Raw genomic sequence first — 22582 nt, 5'->3', positions numbered from 1 at the left:
TGTTTTTGTGGTTATTAACATTCTATCAAACAGGTCCAAATGGACTTTTTATTTTCTATCAAGTGTTCAATTTAATTTTACAATCGGCCAAGTAAAAATAGAACCTGATGAACGGGTTATTTTCCCTGGATTTTTCGGTATCACCCCATCAGGTAATATTGCCACATTTTCACGTGGTGGATCCGATATTACTGGGGCGATTCTAGCTCGCGGATTTCATGCAGATATGTATGAAAACTTTACAGATGTTAACGGAATTTTTGCAGCTAATCCGCATATTGTAGATAATCCACAATCCATTAGGAAAATGACTTATCGCGAGATGCGAGAACTATCTTATGCGGGCTTCTCTGTTTTTCACGATGAAGCTTTGATTCCCGCTATTCAAGGCCAAATTCCTATCAACGTAAAAAATACTCATGAGCCTGATCAACCTGGTACTATCATCGTTCCAGACAAGGACTTTGTACCAGATAATGTTATTACTGGTGTAACCAGCCAAAAACAATTCTCAGCTCTTTATTTGCATAAATATTTGCTAAACAAAGAAGCTGGTTTTACTTTACGTATCCTACAAATCTTGTACAAGCACAATGTGCCATACGAACACATGCCTTCTGGTATTGATGACATCACAATTATTTTTAACAATGATTTCCTAAATGATCAGCTAATTGATCAAATTTGTAATGAAATTCAAGCAACAATCAATCCAGATCAACTTGAATGGATTGACGATTATGCCATTATCATGGTCGTTGGTGAAGGAATGAAGAAATATCATGTTGTTAGTCGCCAAATTTTAGATTCTTTAGGTGATCACGATATTTCACCTCGCATGATCAACCAAGGTGCATCCCAAATCTCAATGATGATCGGAACCAAGAAGGAAAAGGCAGACGAAGCAGTTAAAATTATCTATCAACAATTTTTTACGAAGGGAGAAAATCATGGTTAAGTTATTAAAAGTACATGGGTCACAAAATCATTTCTTTATCCTTGATCAAACCGAATTGAAGCAAGAATTGTCTGATTCTGAACTAAAAGAATTAACTATTAAGCTTACAGATTCACAAACTGGTCTTCTTGACGGTGCAGACGGTGTATTAGTAGTCAATAAGCCAGTCAGAGAAAATGCTTTGGCCCAAATGCGTGTTATCAACGCCGACGGTAGTGAAGCTTCAATGTGTGGCAACGGGCTTAGAACTGTCGCTCGTTATTTAAGTGAAAAGTACCAAAAAACTAATTTCTTGGTTGATACAATGAATGCTAGTCTCCGCGTTAGAAAAGACGATGACTTTGCCCCAAGCGTTCCTGCCTTTGCAGTTGAAATTTCGCCTGTCCATTTCAATAAAGAAGCCTTGCCATTTGATAATTTAGGACATGATCGTCTAATAGATGATTTTGCTCCTGAACTTTATCCCGGTTTACGTTTTTCTTCTATTGCCGTGCCGAATCCCCATTTAATTAGCTTTGTTAATCAAAAACAAATAACAGGTCCTATCCTAGGAATCGTCGGTAAACGACTCAATAGTGAGAATCCTTACTTCACTGATGGTGTTAATGTTAATTTTGCTCAAATCCTTGATAAGAATCGCTTATTTGTGAGGACTTATGAACGCGGTGTTGGCTTTACCAATGCTTGTGGAACTGGAATGTCTGCTACCTCATTAGCATTTTGTTTAACCAAACCAGAAATGGCAGAATTTGACACACCAATCAACGTTTACAATCCAGGCGGCATGGTAAAAACCATTGTTCACTATGAAGACAATAATTACTGGATTGAACTCATTGGAAATGCGACCTTTACTCATCAAATTTCTATTGCTGAAGAGGATTTAAGAAATAGGAACTTTGCTAATGCACAAATTACTGAAACTAATGAGCAAACCGCCTATGAAAGATTTGTCGATAATTTACCTAAATTCAACGACATTACAACTTTAGCGTAATCAAAAAGACTTGCTTTTTTTAAAGCGAGTCTTTTTTGTATTTAATTTAAATCGGTTAAACCATGTTTTTTCTTTGAAGTACGATAAAAAATATAAGCTATTAAACCAAAGAAAATAGGTCCAAATCCAGTCCAGAAAGCTGTCGCATATCTGTGTTCCAAAATTGGTTGTAAAACTGTAAATATAATACCCGTGCAAACAATTATTTCAACAAATACTACCAGCGCTACTGTCCATTTATAATTCGTAAATACTCTAAATTTACGCGAATAATCTTTCTTTAAGAAAAATGGAAATGCACCTATCAAAAAGATATATGGTGCAGTTGCAGCAACATTACCCATATCGGTCAAAATTTGATAAAAGCTTGTAGCTGCACTACCACCGAAGGAAACGACCGCAATTAACAAGCAGACGAAAACAGTTTGAGCCCACATTGCATTAGCAGGAATGCCATGTTTGTTTAATTTAGTTGCAGCCTTCGGCCAAAGACGTGGATCAGATCCCATAATAAAGGACTTAACGGGTGAATATAGTAATACGAAGAAAGCACCCATCATTCCCATTAATCCTGATAAGGCAATTGCTCTCGTAAAGATTTTACCAATCATTAAACTAGTCTGCGGATCCAAATGTAAGGCGGTACCGAACGCTTTACCCAAAGTCCCGTAAACCACATAAGTAATATTACCTGTGTTAGCACCGGTTTGAACGATATCCTTTTGATAATTAAGCCCTTAGGGAAATCTTTTTCGGGATGCTTCATACTGTCAATTACCCCACCTACGGTCTCCATACCACCATATGCAAATACTGCATAGACAACAAAGGAAATAATAGTAATTGAAGTTTGGAAATCCTTATTAGGTGAAATAATAAAACTCTGCCAACCAGTGATTGGCTGTGCTAATTGTCCATGATTCATAATGATGACTAACAAACTAGATAAGATAAAAATCAAGTTCATCCCGATCATAAACCAGCCACCAATTGAGGACATGATCTTAATTCCAGTCATCCCTCTTGAAGACAAGTATGTAGATACAATCATGAATAGAATTGCCAATACACCCATTAGCTGTGTTCCATGTAAACCAAATAAATTCCAACTCTGAGTTGTATCTTTACCAAAAATTAGCGCTGAAATCGAAATCCAGAGTCTTGAGGCACTAGATACTAGCCAAAGTACCCAGTTAGCCAACCAAACAAAAGTCCCGATAAAGGCCCATTTTTCGCCAATAGAGCCCGCAAGCCAGGAGTAAATTCCACCTTTTGCATCGTGAAAGGCTGAACCATATTCTGCCATCATTAATCCAGCTGGAAAGAAAAAACAAATTCCGGCTAAAATAAACCAAATAATTCCGGCATAAGTCATTTGCCGGTATGAAACCGAGACATTACCGAAACCATAAACCGTAGTTATGATCATTAAAACCAGGCTTAAAGTAGTTAATGTCTTTTTCTGTGTTTTATTATCATCCAAGATGAAGCCTCTACTTTCTTTACTACACTTTCAATTTTAGCACCCTTTCTTTTAAGTAAATTTATTCTAATAATCATCTCATAAGAAAAAGCTGCTAACCCCAGTTAACAGCTTTCTCATTCTTTATTTACTAATTTTTTCTTCAATCCAGTTGCCCAGTTCTGCAACATGCAATTTAGTTACGGAACTGAATGTCAAAACCGTTACATGATCATAATTAAGATCTATGTTCTTTTTCAAACGGGACATTACTTTATTTACTTGGCTCTTTTTTATTTTATCAATCTTCGTACATACAACTAAAATAGGTAAATTCAGATATTGAGCATAATTATACATTGCAATATCATCTTTAGTTGGTTCATGACGCGAATCAATTAAAATTACTAATCCCTTTAAGTTGGGTCTTGTTTCCAAGTAATCTTGAATCATCTCACCAAATTCCTGGCGTTTCTTTTGCGAAACTCTTGCATAACCATACCCTGGTACGTCTACAAGATAAAACTCATCATTTACTAGATAGAAATTCAAGGTTTGCGTTTTACCAGGCTGTGAAGAGGTTCTAGCCAAGTTTTTTCGATTAAGTAGAGTGTTAATCAGACTTGACTTTCCAACGTTTGAGCGGCCTGATAATGCAATCTCAGGTAAATCATCCTTAGGATATTGATCTTCTCTAACTGCACTGACAGCATAACTACTACTTTTAATTATCATTAGCGCCTACCTGTGCTTTACTACTTTCTTTTTTATCCTTTTTACGAATAACCTTAGGTTCAGCATGACGCGTAATTACATCTTTGGTTACCTCAACGGCTTCAATGTCTTTTTCACTTGGAGTCTTGTACATGATATCCATAATTGAATTTTCAATTATAGTTCTTAAACCACGTGCCCCCATATTTCTTTGAATTGCCAAATCAGCAATTGCTTTAAGCGCACCATCAGTAAACTTAAGGTTAACACCATCAAGTGAAAGTAGCTTCTTATATTGCTTAACCAAAGCATTCTTTGGCTCAGTTAATACTCTTACCAAATCTTCACTGTTAAGCTTATCTAAAGTTGTGATAATTGGAATTCTACCAATAAATTCAGGAATCATTCCAAATTTAACTAAATCTGCTGTAGTTAAATGACGAGTCCAATCATCTGCATCAATTTTATCAACTTCATTTTCAGCACCGAAACCAATCGTCTTTTTACCTAATCTATTCTTAACGATTTGTTCAATACCATCAAAAGCCCCACCAACAATAAACAGAATGTTAGTGGTGTCCATCTTGATCATTTCTTGTTGTGGGTGCTTACGACCACCTTGAGGCGGAACTGAAGCAATAGTACCTTCTAAGATCTTCAGTAATGATTGTTGTACACCTTCACCTGAAACATCACGAGTAATTGAAACATTCTCAGATTTCTTAGAAATTTTGTCAATTTCATCGATATAAATAATGCCGCGTTGAGCACGTTCCAAATCGTAATCTGCATTTTGCAATAATTTTAGCAAGATATTTTCTACATCTTCCCCAACATAACCAGCCTCGGTTAATGTGGTTGCATCTGCAATTGCAAAAGGTACATTTAAGATTCGAGCTAAAGTTTGAGCTAAATAAGTCTTACCTGATCCAGTAGGACCAATCATTGCAATATTAGACTTCTGTAATTCTATAGAAGAATCAACATCCATTTGACTGATTCTCTTGTAATGATTATAAACAGCAACAGATAATACCTTTTTAGCACGATTTTGGCCAATTACGTATTGATCAAGTTGTTTTTTAATTTCCATTGGTTTTGGTAATTCACTTGCAGTTTTAACAGAATCTGCACGTAATTCATCATCAATGATTTTTTTAGATAAGTCAACGCATTCATTGCAAATATAAACGCCATTACCAGCGATCATTTTTTTGACTTGGTCTTGAGTTTTACCACAAAAAGAACATTTAATCTCTTCTTGATCTGTAAACTGATTTGCCATTATATTTCCTCCCTATACCTACCAAAATAGATTATCATAAATTAACATATTTTGATAAATATTAAGCTTAAATATCAAAAAAAGCGGCCTAAAGCCGCTTTTTAATGAGAAATCAGTAATAATTTATTTATTACTTACTTTCCTTCTTGTCTTCTGCTTCTTTTGCTTCAAGCTTTGCCTTAGCAACTTGCTTAGCATTATCAGTAACAAGATCCATAGCCTTACGTACAGTGATGTCGTGACTTAACATGTCGTCTGACAAAGTGTTACGTACAGTCTTTTCATCCATGTTGTATTCAGCAGCAAGGTCCTTGATTTCCTTATCAATTTCTTCCTTGGTTGCCTTAAGACCTTCTTTTTCAACAATAGCTTCAAGAACTAAGTTAGTCTTAACTCTTTCAGCAGCGTTCTTAGCAAATTGTGAACGTAATTGTTGTTCATTAGTATTGGTCAACTTGTAGTAAGTTTGTGGATCAATACCTTGACGTTGCATGTTACCTAAGTATTGGTTCAATTGAGTATTAACGTCGTCTTGAATCATTGCATCAGGAATTTCATCAACAGTAGCGTTCTTTACTGCACTTTCAATAGCTGCTTCTTGAATAGCATCGTTTGCAGCTTGTTCCTTTTGATCCTTCAATTGCTTCTTGATCTTGTCTTTTAATTCATCAAGAGTATCTACTGAATCATCAACATCCTTAGCAAACTCGTCGTCTAACTTAGGAAGTTGCTTTGACTTAACTTCGTGAATCTTAGTTGCAAAGTGTGCTTCTTTACCTGCTAAATCCTTTGCACCGTAATCCTTAGGGAAGGTTACAACAACATCAACATCGTCGCCTGCTTCGTGACCGATAAGTTGATCTTCAAAGCCAGGAATGAATGCGCCTGAACCTAATTCAAGTGAGTAGTTTTCAGCTGAGCCGCCTTCAAATTCCTTGCCATCAATAGTACCCTTGTAATCGATGGTTACAGTGTCGCCCTTAGCTGCCTTACCCTTCTTAAGAACAAGTTCAGCATTTTGTTCACGGCGCTTATCAAGTTCTGCATCAACGTCTTTTTGGTATACACGAGTATTTTGCTTTGGAACTTCGATACCCTTGTAGTCGCCTAACTTAACTTCTGGTTCTACAGTAACAGTAGCCTTCATAGTCCAGTCTTTATCTTTGTCCATTGATACTGGAACAATTTGTGGTTGACCAACTGCAGCAATACCTGCTTCCTTAACAGCAGCAGAATATGCATTTGGCAATACAATGTTTAAAGCATCTTCATATAATGCTTCTTCACCATAGTATTGATCAAAAATAACACGAGAAACGTGACCTTTTCTAAAACCAGGAACACGTAAGTTTTTCTTAACTCTTCTAAAAGCTTGATCCAAACCTAATTTAATTTCATCTTTTGAAATATCAAAAGTAAGTTCACCGGTTGTTTTACCGGTCTTTTCCCATTTTACAGACATTAATAAAATACCTCCAATGTCAAGTTTGAGTTTGCTTCTTGCATACTAAGTTATCTTACCTTAAACTGGCACAAAAAACAAATCTAAAAGAAAAAAGATGCGCTCCTGTGAAGAAGTGCATCTTTTTTGCTATATCGTTAGAAATTAGTCAAGGATTTCAGTAACCTGACCGGCACCAACGGTACGACCACCTTCACGGATGGTGAACTTAGTACCCTTTTCGATGGCAGCTGGCTTAATCAAAGTAACAGTGAATTCAGTGTTATCACCAGGCATAACCATTTCAGTACCTTCTGGCAATTCAATTTCACCAGTAATATCAGTGGTGTGGAAGTAGAATTGTGGACGGTAGTCTGAGAAGAATGGAGTGTGACGTCCACCTTCTTCTTTCTTCAAGACATAAACTTGAGCCTTGAATTCCTTGTGGGTTTGGATTGAGCCTGGAGCAGCCAATACTTGACCACGAACAACTTGGTCACGGTCAATACCACGAAGCAATACACCAACGTTATCGCCGGCTTCACCTAAGTCCAAAGTCTTGTGGAACATTTCCAAACCAGTAACAACTGACTTAAGAACCTTGTCTACCAAACCAACGATTTCGACTTCATCGCCGACCTTAACAGTACCACGGTCGATACGACCTGAAGCAACAGTACCACGACCAGTGATAGTGAATACGTCTTCAACTGGCATTAAGAATGGCTTGTCAGTTTGACGTTCTGGAGTTGGGATGTATTCATCAACGACGTCCATCAACTTAAGAATTTGTTCTTGAGCTTCCTTGTCGCCTTGTAAAGCCTTCAAAGCTGAACCACGAACAACTGGAATATCGTCACCAGGGTAATCGTATTCAGTTAACAAGTCACGAACTTCCATTTCAACCAAGTCGATCAATTCTGGGTCGTCAACTAAATCGCACTTGTTTAAGAATACTACGATGTAGTTAACACCAACTTGACGAGCAAGCAAAATGTGTTCACGAGTTTGTGGCATAGGACCATCAGTTGCAGCAACAACTAAGATAGCACCATCCATTTGTGCAGCACCGGTAATCATGTTCTTGATGTAGTCGGCGTGGCCTGGAGCGTCCATGTGAGCGTAGTGACGATTTTCAGTTTCGTATTCTACGTGGGCGGTGTTAATAGTGATACCACGTTCCTTTTCTTCTGGTGCAGCATCGATTTGTGAGTAATCTTCAGCCTTAGCCAAACCCTTGTCAGCTAAAACAGTAGTAATAGCCGCAGTTAAAGTGGTCTTACCGTGGTCAACGTGACCGATAGTACCAATGTTTACGTGTGGCTTAGTTCTAACGTAATGTTCTTTTTCTGCCATTAAAATGACCCTCCTGTAAATTTGCAAGAAGTCCGTTGAGATAAGTTAACGGATAATTCTCTGTTGAATATTGTACTACTTTCTTCGGCAATTGCCTAGTAAAAAAGCTTAAGCTAAATTGCCTAACGAAAATATCCTTTGCTAATTATACTAAATACTTTGAAAATGTAAACCTTTTTTACCTATTTTTTAATTTGGAAATTTTCGATAAATTTTTTCAAATAAATCTTGATGAGTTCTGCCATTTCTTTGTTGCAAATAAGCTACCAAATCGCTAGCAAAACTATCAGGTTCATCTACATAATCATCTAGCTTAGGGTACAAACTACCTAATACTAAATTGGTTTCACCAATCATAAGCGGTAATTGACTAGGATTATGACTAAATTTAGCCCCAATAGCTGAAATTATCTCTTTGTATTTAGGGGCTTTTTCTAAAAGCAAAGTATCTGCAGGAATAAATTCGGTTAAATCATCCAAAACCCACACTTTAAATTTATCTTTCAACTTTAGTCTAATAAGATCTTCACAAAGAGATAAGCGCACAGCGAATTCTGAAATAGGTTCTAATAAAATACTTTGAGCAAAAGTTGTAAAATTAACCAAATTTAATTTATGCAAGCTTTCATAATCCATTTGGTTAACCTGCTTTTTTGCCTTAAAAGACTGCATAATTTGCTGTTGCTTTTCTTCAGAAACAGGCTGCACCTTAAAAGGTAATTCTAACCCTGTAATTTCTTTTAACTGTAAAGCTTCTATTAAAAAGTTATTTTCCTTTAAAACTTTACAATACATCCGATATACTTGCTTATTAGAAAAAAGATCAGGCTCTTCTTTAATTAAAGCATAGGCCTGATCTTCTTGTTTATTTGCACAATAGAGATCACAAAGCTCCAAGATCACATCTAATGAATGCTCTCCTCGCAATGCTTCTTCTAAATTTTGAATTGCCGCAGCAAGATCTCCCTTGTGCTTATTTTCTTCAGCAAGTTTCAATAAATTCTTTTGACTTACTGATGTCATAATTATTCTTTCTTTTCTTTATTATTTCTTGTTTTATTGTTTGATGAATGTGATTTGTTATTTTCTTGCTTTTTCTCATTACGCTTTTGCATAGCACGATGACGGTTTTGGTTTACTTCCATCACAACTGGCAAAATAACGGGACGACGATTTGTTTTCTTATATAAGAATTTCTCCAAATCGCTGCGAATATCTTGCTTTAATTCTGTCCAATCAAACTTCTTGTGCTCGAAGTTGCTGTTAATTGCCTTTTTAATCACATCAATTGAATCATTCATCAACTGTCTATTGGCTTTAATGTAGACAAATCCACGGCTAGTTACTTTAGGTTCTGCGATAATCTTTTTCTTTTTACGATCAATTGTAACTACAGCAATGAAAATACCATCATCAGAAAGCACTTCTCGATCGCGCAAAACAATGTTACCTACATCACCAACACCTGAGCCATCGATCATAGTGTCTTCACCAGGGACAGGATCAGATAAGTAGAAGCGTTTCTTCTTAAAGTCGTAGTCTAAGCAATCACCATTTTTAGTAATATAGATATTCTTAGGACTCATACCAGTCTTAATAGCCAAGCTACGAACAATTTCTAATAATCTATACTCACCAATAACTGGGATTAAGAACTTAGGCTTTAAAGTATCAATCAATAATTGAATATCACGACCGGTTGCATGCCCACTAGTATGCATGTTGCGGCCCAATTGAATAACTGTTCCGCCTGCTTTATAGACAAGGTCACTGGTTTCAGCCACCATAGTTTCAACGGCATGAGATGGAGTTGTAGCAATAAAGACTAAATCACCATCATGAATAGTAATCATACTATGGCGCTTCTTAGCCATTTTTTGTAATGAGTTAAGTGGTTCACCCATTCGACCAGTTTCCAAAATAACTGTTTGATTATCTGGCACGGTCTTTAAATCCTTAACTCGCATTAAAAGGCCATCTGGCACATCTAAATAGCCTAATTTCATTGAAGTTCTAACAATTTTAGCCAAATCACGACCAGTTAAAAGTACTCTCTTTCCAGTAGCTTTAGCTGCGTTTAGAACTTCTTGCACGCGATTCAAATTAGATGCCTTAGCTGCAACGATAATTCGACCAGTTGCATTTCTAAAAACATTAGTTACAAAGTTACCAATATCTTGTTCTGAAACATTAGGATATGAAGCTTCCGCATTTGATGAATCACTTAAAAGAGCAAGAACTCCTTTTTGTTCAATTTCAGCTAAGCGATCCATATCAGTCCGGTAGTTGTCGGCAGCAGTTGGATCAAACTTGAAATCACCAGTATAAACGATCTCACCTGCTGGAGTATGAACATCAATACCTAATGAATCAGGAATTGAGTGGGTAGTATGGAAGAATGAGATACTTGCATTCTTAAAATCGATTTCGGTATCTGCATCAATTACGTGGAATAAACTATTTTTGCGATGCTTATTTTCACGTTGAACTTCTATCTTGGCAAGTTCAATACTTAATTGAGAACCAAATACTGGAATATCATACTTACGCAAAATATATGGCAATGCACCAATTGAATCAGCATGCCCGTGCGTTAAAAAGATTCCTGCTACTCGGTCTCCATATTGTTCAAAGAAATCAAGATCAGGAATTACTACATCGATACCGAATAAAGAACTATCAGGATACTTCAGTCCGGCATCAAGAACAAAAATTTCATCATTAACCTGAACGGCAAACATGTCTTTACCCTGTTCACGTACACCGCTCAAGACCATAATCTTTAGTTGATTAGCCATTATATTTCCTTTTCTATATTAAAATTTTTAATTTTTTATGGATCTAAAAGATCACAACGTAAAAATATCTGTTTCAATTTTAGCATAAAGGAGGAAAATATGACAGATGCAAAAAAAGCCAACCCTATGGTTGACTTTTCTTTCGTTATGATTAAGAAATTAACGACGAAGACCTAACTTCTTGATCAATTCACGGTAACGGTTAACGTCGTTGTTTTCTAAGTAACGAAGCAAGTTACGACGGTGACCGATCTTCTTAAGCAAACCAACGTATGAGTGGTGGTCGTGCTTGTGGCTCTTCATGTGGTCAGTCAAGTTGTTGATGTCTGCAGTTAAAAGAGCAACTTGAACTTCTACAGAACCAGTGTCGCCTTCGTGAGTTGCGTATTCTTTAATAATGTTGTCTTTTTCAGTTTTTGAAATTGCCATAAAAATTTCACCTTTCATAAATAATTGCCATTAACAACGTTTACCGTCGGTGTGAGCGGGTAAACAGCGTTAACGGTTCACTCGAACTATATTACACAATATTTTTTAAAAAAGCAAGCTCAAATTATCTTGCATCCCAAGTGGTTCTTAAGTATAATGGATGAAGTAAATTTCTAAATCATTGGAGGTGAATTTCATGCCACAAATCAAATCAGCTATCAAACGTGTTAAGACGCAAAACGCTACTAACAAACGCAACGCTTCTGAATTGAGCAAGTTAAGAACTGCTGTTAAGAAGTTCAAGAACGCTGTTGAAAGTGATAGTAAAGAAGACGTCTCCAAATTGCATTTAGAAGCTGTTCGCGCTTTGGACAAGGCTGCTTCAAAGGGCTTAATCCACAAGAACAAGGCTGCTCGTGACAAGAGTCGTTTAACTAAATTAGCAAACAAGTAATTTTACTTATTACTAATCAAAAAGAGAGAAGAAATTTGATTTCTTCTCTCTTTTTTTGCTTTAAACAGATAATACAAACAACTTTAAGAAATTGTCTTCATGATATGTTCCATTTTTGTAATTAAACTCCAGTTGAATTGCTTTTTGCAATAACTGCTCTAATTTAGACATATTTAACTTATTTTTTAAAGCCAATTTTACTCTATAGGGATGGACGCCGAGTTCTTTCACAATTTGTACTTCGCTTCTACCCCTTTTAGCTAGAATTTTTACCACTAATATTAATTCTAATTGGTTTTCAAAAACTGCTAGCAGTTGAATCGGATTTGTACCTTCTCTTAATTGATTATCAAGACGCTCTATGGCTTCTTGATAATTTTTATTTAATGCGGCCTCTAAAATAGCAAAAATATTTTGCGCTAATGATAAATCCACGTTCTGCATAACGGATTTTTCAGTGATCTTATTATCACTAGCTGCCATCTTTAATTTCTGATAATTACTTAAAATAGTATCAATAACTTGATCGCTGCGTTCAATTAATAGTTGCAAAGCAGATTGCGTAATAGTATATCCTTCAGCTTTAATAAGCGATTTTACTACTGCCCCTACTTCATAAGAACGAATAGTTGGCTCAACCACATTAAACTGCTTTAAGACCGTCTTAGTCAGCTTTTTACGACGATCAAGTTTATCATATGAAGCAACAATTACCACTACATCTTCTAATTCACTTAGATTATCAAAAATTTTCTGTAAATCATCCATCTGTTTCTTTAGCTTTTTTGGTACCTTTGCCGTTAAGAAAAATGGATTCTTTATAAGGATTAATTTATTTTCACTAAATAAACTCGATTCTGTCAAACTAGCAATTAATTCATCCAAACCATCATTTTCACAATCTACACTGACATGCTCTAAGTCCTTAAATTGATCTTCTTTAATATATGAATTAGCTAGATAATCATTAAGAAAATCATCTCCACCCCAAATCAAAGTATGGGGGTTATTATTATTCGTATTTTTGAATAAAGAAAGTAAGGTCATTTTTTACCCCGCTTCAAAAAGTAATTAAATTCTGATTTTTGCATTCCACCATAATACCAGCTAATCATACCACAGTCTTGGGTTGAAACCCATGGTATCTGTTGTTCACTAAGCGTGGTTAGCGTCTCTTGATGTGGGTGACCAAAACGGTTCTTTCGTCCTGCTGAAATAAAAACTTTTTGCGGATGAATCACTCGTAGAAAATCCGGATTGGATGAAGTTTTACTGCCATGATGTCCCAATTTGAAATAATCAACAGATAAATTGGATTTCTGCATAATCTCTTTTTCTCCTTCCTGGCCTAAATCTCCTGTAAAAAGCCAATTCTTATTGGCGACTCTAAAGAATAAACTCAAAGAATCCTCATTCTTTCCTTCTCCAGGTTGGTACGGATAAACCACATTAAACGTAATTTTAGGATCTTTTACTTGCATCCCTGCCAGTAGTTCAACTAATTTAGTATGTTTAATTCGACCATTTAATCTTTTTTGAAAAGAAGGATTATTAATCAAACCTTTAGCCATAAAAATTCTTTTCACATGAACTTGCTCAAGTAGCGGCCCTAAATCACCAACATGGTCTGCATCCTGATGCGAAACAAATACTCCATCAAGTGTACTAATCCCCAAACTTTTTAGAAAAGGAATAGTAATACGATTGACTTGGGGTGTTACTTTTTTACCCGAAAAATTCAGCTTTCCCCCTGTGTCAATCATATATGCCTTGCGCGGAAACGGAGTAGTAATCAAAATACTATCTCCTTGTCCTACATCAATCAAGGTTACTTGTCCTCGCAACGGAAAATGTATCATGCCGAAAAAGATTAGATAAGTGCTAATTAAAACCATGCTTAATTCTTTTTTATTAAATTTCCATTCCGGACGTTCTCTTAAAGCAATTATCAGCAACATTGTTATCAATATTAAAATTAAACACTGCCACCAATTTATTTTGCCAAATGTTAATAACCCTAATTGGGTATTAGATAAACTACCAATTTCTTTTTCACCCAATTTCAAAATCTGTTCAAATAATGGAGCCAATTTTTTAGTAAAGCTAAATAATACGATATTGGTAAACGTTACAGGCATAACAACCCAATTAAAATAAGGGACCACCATCAAATTAAATAAAACAGTCAGGAAATTAACCTGGTAAAAATAAAACAGTAATAATGGCGTTAATAGCACATTCAATAAAATCGATTGTTGCATTTTGCCAAATTTATTTGTCAGCTGTAAGCCTAAAGCCAACAAATAACTCAAAATTGCTCCAGTCATCATAAACAGACGTGGCACAATCATAATATGCAAAATGCAAGCTAATCCCAATATATCAATTGCCGCTACTCGATATCCTTTGAATTTGCAAATTTTACCTAGAAAGTACGTTAAGCTGGCCCTAACAAATCCTGCTTGCCCATAGCTTAAAAAGATGCCCAACAATAGCACTACGCAACAACAAATAAATGCTTCTTCATCTGTCATTTTTAAGTAAAAACAGATTGTACTAATTATTAAGACGTATAATCCAACGTGCAAACCAGAAATGCTTAATAAGTGGATAACTCCCAAATCACGATAATTATTCAGAATTTCTTGATTTTCTTGCGCATTATTTTCACCTAAAAGTAATTCACTGGCAAAAAAGCCTAATAATTGTGGCATTTTTTGAAAATATTTTTGCAAATTAAAGCGCAATTTATGCAAACCAGTAATTACGCCATTTGATTTGACAGCCTTCATCTCGCAGCTAAAATATTTTATCTTTTGAGTGATTCCTTTTGCCGCGTAATAAGTTTGATAATCAAATTCGCCAATATTAGTTGCAGGTTCAATAATTCCGCATTCACCTTTAATCTGGCTAACTATCAATGGCAGTCCTTGCTTTAAATTATTTTCTTGTTCAGTTGGTACTTTGCCACTTATTAAGATTTTTCCCTGCTTAAAATGACCTACGCCCGTTAAATAATTATCTTTAACACGAACTTGATCGGGATAAATCTGTATTTGACTTTGCTCAGATAATTCAAAATGCACTTCTTTTTTATTCAAAATAATCGAACCAATAAATAGAGTGACTAGTACTAAAACCAATTTCAGACTAGCTGCATATTTTTTTAACAATAAAAAGGAAAAATAACCAGCAGCAGAAATGCAAACTATTTTTTGACTGAATGAGTCACAAATAAATGCTAAAAAAGAGATTGCAATCAATAATAAAGCTGTTAATAAATAAAATCCAACATCATTTTTAAACAGTGAGTTGATCCTTGAGACTGGCAAAAGTCTTCTCTCCTATTCCTGATACCTGCATTAAATCCTCCACTTTTTTAAATGAGCCATTTTGTTCACGGTAAGCAATAATTTGCTCTGCTTTCTTTTCTCCTATTCCCGTTAATTTCTGTAAGCCAGCTACATCTGCTGTATTTAAATTAACCTTTTCTCCACTTCCTTGATTTTCAGAGGAGCTATTAGCAGCCGCTGAAGCTGAATTATTGCCCGTACCAGCAGTTAATGCACTATCTACTTTTTCGCCTTTATACGGAATATGAATCTTGTCTTGATCCTTTAATAAAATAGCCCGATTAATCGCCTTTAATTGCGCTTTATCCGTAGTTCCACCAGCGGCTTCAATTAACTCTTGCAATCTAGCCCCATTTTTTAACGTATAAACTCCCTGATGCTTAACGGCACCTGAAATATCGCAAGTTACTGTTTTAGACTCAGAAGAAGCAACATTAGACGCGTTGCTTGCTGAACTAGCATTAGCCGCAGAATTATTATTTGAGCTCATATTACTGGACTGACTTACTTTCTGATTATTATCAAATGAAGGCTCCTCTGCCCCATCTCCTTTTTTAAGCCATAGTCCACCTAGTAGCAACACAACCGCTACAATGAAATATAATTTCTTTTCCAACACAAATTCTTTAATTTTTTCAAAATCCATAAAATTTCACCTCTACTATTTAATACGCAAAAAAAGCCCAGAATTTTTTCTGGACTTTAATTTTTTTGCAAAAATTTTTAGTAATGTGATTTCAAATAGTTCAGAGCATCATCAAAAGTATCTACTGGAACTATTTTCATCTTTGTATGGATTTTTTTAGCGGTTCTTTTAGCTACAGCATAATTAGTTTCACTCTTTTTCACGCTTGATGAATCAGTTGGGGCAAAGAAGACTTCTGCTCCTTCTCGGCTGGCTGCTACTACCTTTTTATCGACCCCACCGATAATGCCGACCTTACCTGTTGGTGAAATTGTGCCTGTACCGGCAATTTTATGTCCATGACTAAGATTTTGCTTGCTGAATACTTCGTAACTTTCCAAAGTAAACATTAAACCAGCAGATGGACCACCGATTTCGCCAGCATTAATTGCTAGTTTAGGCTTAGTTTTAACTTCAACATGTTCAACTAGCTGAATACCAATTCCCGGTTTATTGGTTCCCTTAACTTTAACAACTTTACCGCTGATCTTCTTCGTTTGTTTTTCTCTTAAAACTGAAATAGTTATTTTGGAACCAATTTTTTGCTTACGTAAATATGTCATCATTTCTTCTGTTGAATGAAAACGATGACCATTTGCACCTAAAACAGTATCTCCGATTCTGAGTTTATGCTTAAAGCTAGAATTCTTTTGAACTTCCATTACATAAACGCCTAAATACTGCAAACTATGCTTTTTACCGGCCTTTTTAGCTGCATAATAAATCGCATTTTGTTGACTAGTTTCCATATACCAATCTTGCAACTCATTATATTGCACACTAGTCTGACCACCGAGTAATTCCTTGCTAGGAACTCGTTCATCATACGGCTTAGTGTAACTCCACAAGTATTGCAAAATAGATGCCGGCCGACTAGTTACGCTAACGGTGACTAAGTAAAAATTATCCGGCTTTTTATTTTTGGATTTAATAAACTGACTCACCGGAACCGCTTCACCCGGAGATTCAATAAAATAATCCGTTGGCCAAAATATTAATATACCAACAACTAAAATAGCAATAAGTGCAAGCAGCCAATTTCGTAATTGATGCTTCTTATTCTGCGTATTCATTGTTTAATTTCTTTCTTAAAGCCTTAGCAGCTTTTTCAGGTAAAAATTGACTAACGTCTTTGTCAAATCTAGCCAATTCCTTGATCATGCTGGAAGCTACAAACGAATTTTCTGGACTGCTAAACAATAAAACTGTGTTAATATCCGGAGCCAAGCGTTTATTAATTCCCGCAATTTCTTGTTCATATCGAAAATCAGCACTATTACGGACTCCACGTACTATTGCCTTAGCTTTTAATTCATGAGCCAAATCAACTGTAATCTCATCTGGCTTTTCTAAAACTTCGATGTTAGCAATATCTTTTAATGCATTCCTCGCAAAATCAGCTCTTTCTGCTGGAGAAAACAGATAATGCTTAGAAGTATTAGTCATTGCTACTAAATAAACTTTTTCAAAAATTTGAGCTGCTTTTTTTGCCGTTTCAATATGTCCATTTGTGATAGGATCAAAACTCCCTGGAAAAAGTGCAATAGTCATTTCTAATCCTTTCGATAAATTCTCACAATCGTTTTACCCAAATGGTGTTCCTTAATTAAGGAAAAGCCACTGATATCACCCAATTCAGTGTGATCATCAGTCTCTGCTACCACAGTTGCATTTGCATTCAACAATCCCAACTTATCCATTTGCAACATATCTTTAGCAATTTTTTCTTTAGCATATGGTGGATCCAAAAATACTAAATCAAATTTCTCTTGATTTTCTGCAAACAATTTTAATGCAGCATTGCTGCGCATATTATAAACGCTAAAACGATTTTCTTCTTTAGTTAAAGCTACATTCTTTTTAATAATAAAACAGGCGGCATGATTTATATCCACCAAACTGGCATGGTCATATCCTCTTGACACGGATTCTATTCCTAAAGCACCGCTACCAGCATATAAATCTAAAACATTACCACCATTAAAAAATTGTCCTAATGAGTTAAAAAGCGATTCTTTAACTTTATCACTAGTAGGCCGAGTTTTATTGCTTTTTAAAGTAAATAAATTTCTTTTAGCATATTTTCCTGAAATGATTCTCATCGCATTTGATCCTCATTCTTTTCTTGTTCAAGTTGTAACCTTTTCTCCGCTTCTTTAGCCATTTCAACCAACTGTCCCTCAATATGTTGGCTATCTAAATTGACTTTTTCTTCTGGAGAAATTTCTACGTGATTTACAAAATCTAATTGTGCTATTTCATTTTTTAACTCTTTAGCTTCTTTGCGATTCACATACAGAACACAGTATTTCATATTCTTAGAGAAATAAACGATGTCACCATAATGACGCAGTTTGTATTGATCACTAACAGATCTTAGATAAATAATTAGTGCTACTCGTTTGGTTAAACGAGTATTTTCTATCTCTTGATTGATACTCACGCTATTGTTTCATCCTTTTCTTTGAGCATTTTTTCATTAGCAGATACATTTAAAACTAGCCCAATTGCGGCCGTTAAGACAATCATAGAAGAACCACCATAAGAAATAAATGGTAAAGTTACCCCGGTAATTGGTAATAATCCCAATACAGCTCCGATATTAAAAAATGCTTCAGTAAAAATAATCGTGGCAACGCCAAAACAAATTAGAGCATCAAATTGAGAAACAGCATGAATTCCCACATTCATGATTTCCAGCATTAAGTAAAATAATAAGCCAACTAACAAAATAGTTAAAATTACTCCAACTTCTTCAGCTGTAATTGACAAAATAAAATCAGTATATGGCTCTGGCAAATAGCCTCTTTTTTGCATACTATTGCCTAGCCCTACTCCTAATACGCCACCATTATGAATGGCATAGTACGAGTTAACTAACTGAGCTCCACCTTTTCTTTCTAATTCAAAGGGATGCAAAAACGACATTAATCGTTGAAATTGGTAACTCTTTTGCAAAAACTCAGGATTCCAAATAATGATTATAAGAACCACCAAGCCAATAACAAGTGCTATACCGATTAGCCAAGTTAAAGCTAATCTAGCTGGTATACCGGATACTGAAAACATTACTAGAGTAATCATAAACAGAATTGCAGTACCACCTAAGTCTGGCTCAACAATAACTAAGCACATTAAAAATGCAGCTAAAATAGCAGGGTGTGATAAATTATCCTTAATCTTACCTTTAACCAATTTACCATCCCTATGGTCTAAAACATAAGCCAAGTAAATAACTAAAGCTAATTTAGTGACCTCTAGTGGCTGTAAATTAATAAAACCTAAATTAATCCAACCTACAGCACCATTAACCGCTGCCGAACTATGGAAGAAGCGCAAAAAGACTAACCATAACAGCATTAAAATACAAATAATTAAAAAGCCCGCCACAAATTTAGGACTTTTAAATACCTTTATTTTTAGTGCAAAAAATGGAATACCAAAAAATAAAAATGCTACTAAAGCATAAATCGCTTGTCTAATACCATAAACACTTGGCTTAAAACCATTAACTAATAAAATATCTGAACTTGCTGAATAGACCAAAACTATCCCCAGAACTACCAAAATTAGATATGGGATAAATATACGATAGTTAAGGTATCTTAATTTTCGACGCACGAGCGTTGCCCCTTTTATGAAATAATACTTTTTCATTATAAAACAAAAAGGCCACCACTTCTATTAAGTGATGACCTTTTTAAGGTTATCTAAAATTAACCATTAGCACGAGCACGCTTCTTATCAGCCTTTTGACGCTCTGAAGTATTCAAGATCTTCTTACGTAAACGAATTGATTCTGGAGTTACTTCACAGTATTCATCATCGTTCAAGAATTCAATAGCTTCCTCAAGAGTCAAAGTTCTAGGGGTCTTAATTGCAGCTGCGTGGTCTTTACCTGCAGCACGAGTGTTAGTTAAGTTCTTACCCTTAGTTACATTAACTGCAATATCACGTTCACGTGATGATTGACCAACAATCATACCTTCGTAAACTTCAACACCAGCACCGATGAATAATTCACCACGTTGCTCAACTGATTGAAGTGAGTAAGTAGTTGATTGACCTTGGTTAATTGATACCAAAGCACCATTACGACGGCCTGGGTTCCAGTTCTTAACAACTGGCTTGTATGCTTCAAAGGTGTGGTTCATGATACCGTAACCACCAGTTTGTGACATGAATTCATTGTTGTAACCAATCAAACCACGTGATGGAACTAAGAATTCAAGACGAGTTTGGCCGTTACCAGTTGATTCCATGTTCTTCATTTCACCTTTTCTTTGTGAAAGTGAATCGATAACTGAACCAACGTATTCATCTGGAGTATCAATTTGAACAGATTCGAATGGTTCACACATAGTACCATCAATTTCACGGTAAATAACCTTAGGACGTGAAAGTTGTAATTCGAAGCCTTCACGACGAAGTTCTTCAACCAAAATTGAAAGGTGAAGTTCACCACGACCAGAAACAGTCCATGCGTTTAATTGATCAGTAGGTTCAACCTTTAATGAAACATCAGTACGAGTTTGACGGATCAAACGATCTTCAAGCTTCTTAGGAGTTACTTGGTCACCTTCACGACCTGCAAATGGTGAGTCGTTAGCAACAAAGTCCATTTGAAGGGTTGGTGGATCAATCTTAAGAAGTGGCAATGCTTCTGGATGTTCTGCTGAAGCAATTGTTTCACCAACGTAAATATCATTAATACCACTAATAGCAATGATATCGCCGGCCTTAGCTTCTTTAATTTCGTTACGCTTCAAACCGAAGTAACCAAATAATTTAGTAACACGGAAGTTTTGAGTAGAGCCATCACGCTTCATAACAGTGATGTTGTCTCCAACTTTAACCTTACCGCGGTAAATTCTACCAACACCAATACGGCCAACGTAGTCATCCCAGTCAAGCATTGTGATTTGAAATTGTAAAGGCTCATCTGAATTGTCGATTGGAGCAGGAATATTCTTAATAATGGTATCAAAGATAGGATCCATAGTTTCTTTTTGAGTACTTGGATCTGCATCATATGATGAAGTACCATTCAATGCTGATGCGTAAACAACTGGGAAGTCAAGCTGTTCATCGTTAGCACCTAATTCGATGAAGAGTTCAAGCACATCATCCAAAACCTTCTTAGGACGAGCACCTGGACGATCAATCTTGTTCAAAACAACAATTGGCTTTACACCGGCTTCCAAAGCCTTCTTCAAAACAAAACGAGTCTGTGGCATTGGACCTTCATAAGCATCAACCAAAAGTAATGCTCCGTCTACCATGTGCATAACACGTTCAACTTCCCCACCAAAGTCGGCGTGACCTGGTGTATCCAAGATGTTGATAGTAGTATCCTTGTATCGAACAGCAGTATTCTTAGATAAAATAGTAATACCACGTTCACGTTCAATAGCGTTTGAGTCCATAGCACGATCTTCCAGATTCATATGTTCTGGTAAAGTATCAGATTGCTTCAATAATTGGTTAACCAAAGTAGTTTTACCGTGGTCAACGTGGGCAATGATAGCAATATTTCTAAGATCGTCTCTTCTTTTTTCTGACAAAAGTATTCCTCCCCACTCTTCAATAAAAAAACTGTGACTCTGTCACAGTTTCGGTAACGCAGTAGCGCCTTATCGAAGTGCTTCTATTTTTGATCTGTATAGTTACGTTAGTGAATTTTACCACCTAACTGCACGCGGGTCAACGCTTAACAATAAGTTAACTTTTAATTGTTTTCATCTAAAATCAAGCAAAATCGCTTAAAATATGGTAAAAATATATTAGATAAGTTTTTTAAAAAGGAGTAATTATTTTGATCTTAATGAAAGATATCGTGCGTGACGGCGATCCCGTTTTACGCCAAGTTGCTAAGCCTTTAACTTTTCCGCTTAGCGACCACTACAAGCAATTAGCAGAAGATATGATGGAATATTTAGTTAATTCACAAGATCCAAAGATCGCTGAAAAACATCAACTTAGAGCAGGTGTTGGATTAGCTGCTCCACAAGTTGGCGAAGGCGTTCAAATGGCTGCGCTTTTAGTTCCTGATGATAAAGGTGAAATCATCTTTAAGGAAGTTTACGTTAACCCAGAAATAGTTTCTGAATCCGTACGTCAAGCTTGCCTTAGCGAAGGTGAAGGTTGCCTTAGCGTTGACAAAGTAATTAATGGTTACGTACCACGTCCAGACAAGTTAACTATTCATTACTACACTGTTGATGGAGAAGAAAAAACTATTCGCTTGAAAGATTATCCAGCTATTGTATCTTCTCATGAAATCGATCACCTTAATGGTCATCTTTTCTATGACAGAATTAATAAAAAAGATCCATTTGCACTTAAAGAAGATACTGTGGTTATTTCTTAATTGTTATTTAACCAAAAAAAGAGTCTGCATAAGCAGGCTCTTTTTATATAATAAAAAACCACTGGGTGACTGGACCAGTGGTTCATACATTGGGAATTAAGAAGATTGAAGAGACTTCTTATAGCGAGTAAATGAGTTTATTCATCATTCACTACAAATTCATAGTACAACTAATGTTATTTTACGTCAATAATTATCAAAAGAATTTCTTAATAATTTTCAAATCCCGGATTTAAAATTGAAGTGCAACACTAAGTGTTAAACAAAAAGGCCATGAAGA

Annotated in this window: 20 protein-coding genes and 1 pseudogene; 4 read left to right on the top strand and 17 right to left on the bottom strand. The window is 35.8% G+C overall.

Annotated features, from left to right (window positions below; translation table 11 throughout):
- Both CP368_RS05765 and dapF read left to right on the top strand, forming a co-directional pair.
- Nucleotides 1–958 (top strand): aspartate kinase (locus CP368_RS05765; RefSeq protein ID WP_233185803.1); only part of this gene is annotated, 958 nt, incomplete at its 5' end.
- Complete coding sequence (gene dapF / locus CP368_RS05760) at nucleotides 951–1955, top strand: diaminopimelate epimerase (RefSeq protein WP_025006164.1); 1005 nt, start codon at nucleotides 951–953, stop codon at nucleotides 1953–1955. The genes CP368_RS05765 and dapF, both read left to right, overlap by 8 nt.
- Nucleotides 1956–1996: 41 nt before the next feature.
- Here dapF and CP368_RS05755 read toward each other — a convergent pair.
- The 8 genes and pseudogenes from CP368_RS05755 to rpsO form a co-directional block, all read right to left on the bottom strand.
- A pseudogene (locus tag CP368_RS05755) lies at nucleotides 1997–3438 on the bottom strand (amino acid permease).
- Between the two features lie 123 nt (nucleotides 3439–3561).
- The gene (gene yihA, locus CP368_RS05750; RefSeq protein ID WP_087175811.1) at nucleotides 3562–4152 is read right to left on the bottom strand and encodes a ribosome biogenesis GTP-binding protein YihA/YsxC; all 591 of its coding nucleotides are present in this window, start codon (nucleotides 4150–4152) and stop codon (nucleotides 3562–3564) included.
- Complete coding sequence (gene clpX, locus CP368_RS05745; protein ID WP_098043752.1) at nucleotides 4142–5416, bottom strand: ATP-dependent Clp protease ATP-binding subunit ClpX; 1275 nt, start codon at nucleotides 5414–5416, stop codon at nucleotides 4142–4144. The genes yihA and clpX overlap by 11 nt, the downstream gene beginning before the upstream one ends.
- A gap of 130 nt (nucleotides 5417–5546) precedes the next feature.
- A complete protein-coding gene (gene tig / locus CP368_RS05740; protein WP_098043751.1) occupies nucleotides 5547–6878 on the bottom strand; it encodes a trigger factor in 1332 nt (443 codons plus the stop codon).
- A 144-nt stretch (nucleotides 6879–7022) separates the two neighbouring features.
- The gene (tuf, locus tag CP368_RS05735) at nucleotides 7023–8213 is read right to left on the bottom strand and encodes an elongation factor Tu (protein WP_025005019.1); all 1191 of its coding nucleotides are present in this window, start codon (nucleotides 8211–8213) and stop codon (nucleotides 7023–7025) included.
- A 189-nt stretch (nucleotides 8214–8402) separates the two neighbouring features.
- Nucleotides 8403–9236, bottom strand: a complete 834-nt coding sequence (locus CP368_RS05730) for a tetratricopeptide repeat protein (RefSeq protein WP_098043750.1) — start codon at nucleotides 9234–9236, stop codon at nucleotides 8403–8405.
- A gap of 2 nt (nucleotides 9237–9238) precedes the next feature.
- Nucleotides 9239–11011 (bottom strand): ribonuclease J, encoded by a 1773-nt coding sequence (locus tag CP368_RS05725; protein ID WP_098043749.1) that lies wholly within the window; start codon nucleotides 11009–11011, stop codon nucleotides 9239–9241.
- A 159-nt stretch (nucleotides 11012–11170) separates the two neighbouring features.
- On the bottom strand, nucleotides 11171–11440 hold the full coding sequence (gene rpsO, locus CP368_RS05720; protein WP_087175854.1) for a 30S ribosomal protein S15: 270 nt from the start codon (nucleotides 11438–11440) through the stop codon (nucleotides 11171–11173).
- A 196-nt stretch (nucleotides 11441–11636) separates the two neighbouring features.
- Between rpsO and rpsT the strand changes: the two genes are divergently transcribed.
- Complete coding sequence (gene rpsT, locus CP368_RS05715; RefSeq protein WP_014919008.1) at nucleotides 11637–11894, top strand: 30S ribosomal protein S20; 258 nt, start codon at nucleotides 11637–11639, stop codon at nucleotides 11892–11894.
- Nucleotides 11895–11954: 60 nt separating this feature from the next.
- On the opposite strand, the gene holA is transcribed toward rpsT, so the two are convergent.
- The 9 genes from holA to typA form a co-directional block, all read right to left on the bottom strand.
- Nucleotides 11955–12941 carry a DNA polymerase III subunit delta gene (holA, locus tag CP368_RS05710; protein ID WP_098043748.1) on the bottom strand — a complete coding sequence of 329 codons (987 nt, stop codon included), beginning with the start codon at nucleotides 12939–12941 and terminating at the stop codon, nucleotides 11955–11957.
- Nucleotides 12938–15226 (bottom strand): DNA internalization-related competence protein ComEC/Rec2, encoded by a 2289-nt coding sequence (locus CP368_RS05705; protein WP_098045845.1) that lies wholly within the window; start codon nucleotides 15224–15226, stop codon nucleotides 12938–12940. Before CP368_RS05705 ends, holA begins: the two co-directional genes overlap by 4 nt.
- Entirely contained in the window at nucleotides 15195–15893 is a 699-nt protein-coding gene (locus CP368_RS05700) for a helix-hairpin-helix domain-containing protein (RefSeq protein ID WP_098045844.1), read from the bottom strand. The genes CP368_RS05705 and CP368_RS05700 overlap by 32 nt, the downstream gene beginning before the upstream one ends.
- Before the next feature lie 77 nt (nucleotides 15894–15970).
- Nucleotides 15971–17005 (bottom strand): SepM family pheromone-processing serine protease, encoded by a 1035-nt coding sequence (locus CP368_RS05695; protein WP_025005025.1) that lies wholly within the window; start codon nucleotides 17003–17005, stop codon nucleotides 15971–15973.
- On the bottom strand, nucleotides 16989–17483 hold the full coding sequence (coaD, locus tag CP368_RS05690) for a pantetheine-phosphate adenylyltransferase (protein ID WP_098045843.1): 495 nt from the start codon (nucleotides 17481–17483) through the stop codon (nucleotides 16989–16991). Before coaD ends, CP368_RS05695 begins: the two co-directional genes overlap by 17 nt.
- 2 nt (nucleotides 17484–17485) lie before the next feature.
- On the bottom strand, nucleotides 17486–18034 hold the full coding sequence (gene rsmD, locus CP368_RS05685) for a 16S rRNA (guanine(966)-N(2))-methyltransferase RsmD (RefSeq protein ID WP_098045842.1): 549 nt from the start codon (nucleotides 18032–18034) through the stop codon (nucleotides 17486–17488).
- Nucleotides 18031–18375: a YlbG family protein gene (locus CP368_RS05680; RefSeq protein ID WP_098045841.1), complete on the bottom strand. Its 345-nt coding sequence runs from the start codon at nucleotides 18373–18375 to the stop codon at nucleotides 18031–18033. Before CP368_RS05680 ends, rsmD begins: the two co-directional genes overlap by 4 nt.
- The gene (locus CP368_RS05675; RefSeq protein ID WP_087175803.1) at nucleotides 18372–19553 is read right to left on the bottom strand and encodes an FtsW/RodA/SpoVE family cell cycle protein; all 1182 of its coding nucleotides are present in this window, start codon (nucleotides 19551–19553) and stop codon (nucleotides 18372–18374) included. The genes CP368_RS05680 and CP368_RS05675 overlap by 4 nt, the downstream gene beginning before the upstream one ends.
- Nucleotides 19554–19648: 95 nt before the next feature.
- Entirely contained in the window at nucleotides 19649–21496 is a 1848-nt protein-coding gene (gene typA / locus CP368_RS05670) for a translational GTPase TypA (RefSeq protein WP_025005030.1), read from the bottom strand.
- A gap of 251 nt (nucleotides 21497–21747) precedes the next feature.
- Between typA and def the strand changes: the two genes are divergently transcribed.
- On the top strand, nucleotides 21748–22302 hold the full coding sequence (gene def / locus CP368_RS05665; RefSeq protein WP_025005031.1) for a peptide deformylase: 555 nt from the start codon (nucleotides 21748–21750) through the stop codon (nucleotides 22300–22302).
- Nucleotides 22303–22582 lie beyond the last annotated feature (280 nt).

The sequence above is a fragment of the Lactobacillus sp. UMNPBX17 genome (assembly GCF_002553735.1).
GTDB classification, from domain to species: domain Bacteria; phylum Bacillota; class Bacilli; order Lactobacillales; family Lactobacillaceae; genus Lactobacillus; species Lactobacillus gallinarum.
This window is presented reverse-complemented; position numbering and strand designations above follow the sequence as displayed.

Coding starts and splice junctions, on each gene's coding strand:
- dapF (WP_025006164.1), top strand. CDS start 951: ATGGTTAAGTTATTAAAAGTACATGGGTCACAAAATCATTTCTTTATC.
- yihA (WP_087175811.1), bottom strand. CDS start 4,152: ATGATAATTAAAAGTAGTAGTTATGCTGTCAGTGCAGTTAGAGAAGAT.
- clpX (WP_098043752.1), bottom strand. CDS start 5,416: ATGGCAAATCAGTTTACAGATCAAGAAGAGATTAAATGTTCTTTTTGT.
- tig (WP_098043751.1), bottom strand. CDS start 6,878: ATGTCTGTAAAATGGGAAAAGACCGGTAAAACAACCGGTGAACTTACT.
- tuf (WP_025005019.1), bottom strand. CDS start 8,213: ATGGCAGAAAAAGAACATTACGTTAGAACTAAGCCACACGTAAACATT.
- CP368_RS05730 (WP_098043750.1), bottom strand. CDS start 9,236: ATGACATCAGTAAGTCAAAAGAATTTATTGAAACTTGCTGAAGAAAAT.
- CP368_RS05725 (WP_098043749.1), bottom strand. CDS start 11,011: ATGGCTAATCAACTAAAGATTATGGTCTTGAGCGGTGTACGTGAACAG.
- rpsO (WP_087175854.1), bottom strand. CDS start 11,440: ATGGCAATTTCAAAAACTGAAAAAGACAACATTATTAAAGAATACGCA.
- rpsT (WP_014919008.1), top strand. CDS start 11,637: ATGCCACAAATCAAATCAGCTATCAAACGTGTTAAGACGCAAAACGCT.
- holA (WP_098043748.1), bottom strand. CDS start 12,941: ATGACCTTACTTTCTTTATTCAAAAATACGAATAATAATAACCCCCAT.
- CP368_RS05700 (WP_098045844.1), bottom strand. CDS start 15,893: ATGGATTTTGAAAAAATTAAAGAATTTGTGTTGGAAAAGAAATTATAT.
- CP368_RS05695 (WP_025005025.1), bottom strand. CDS start 17,005: ATGAATACGCAGAATAAGAAGCATCAATTACGAAATTGGCTGCTTGCA.
- coaD (WP_098045843.1), bottom strand. CDS start 17,483: ATGACTATTGCACTTTTTCCAGGGAGTTTTGATCCTATCACAAATGGA.
- rsmD (WP_098045842.1), bottom strand. CDS start 18,034: ATGAGAATCATTTCAGGAAAATATGCTAAAAGAAATTTATTTACTTTA.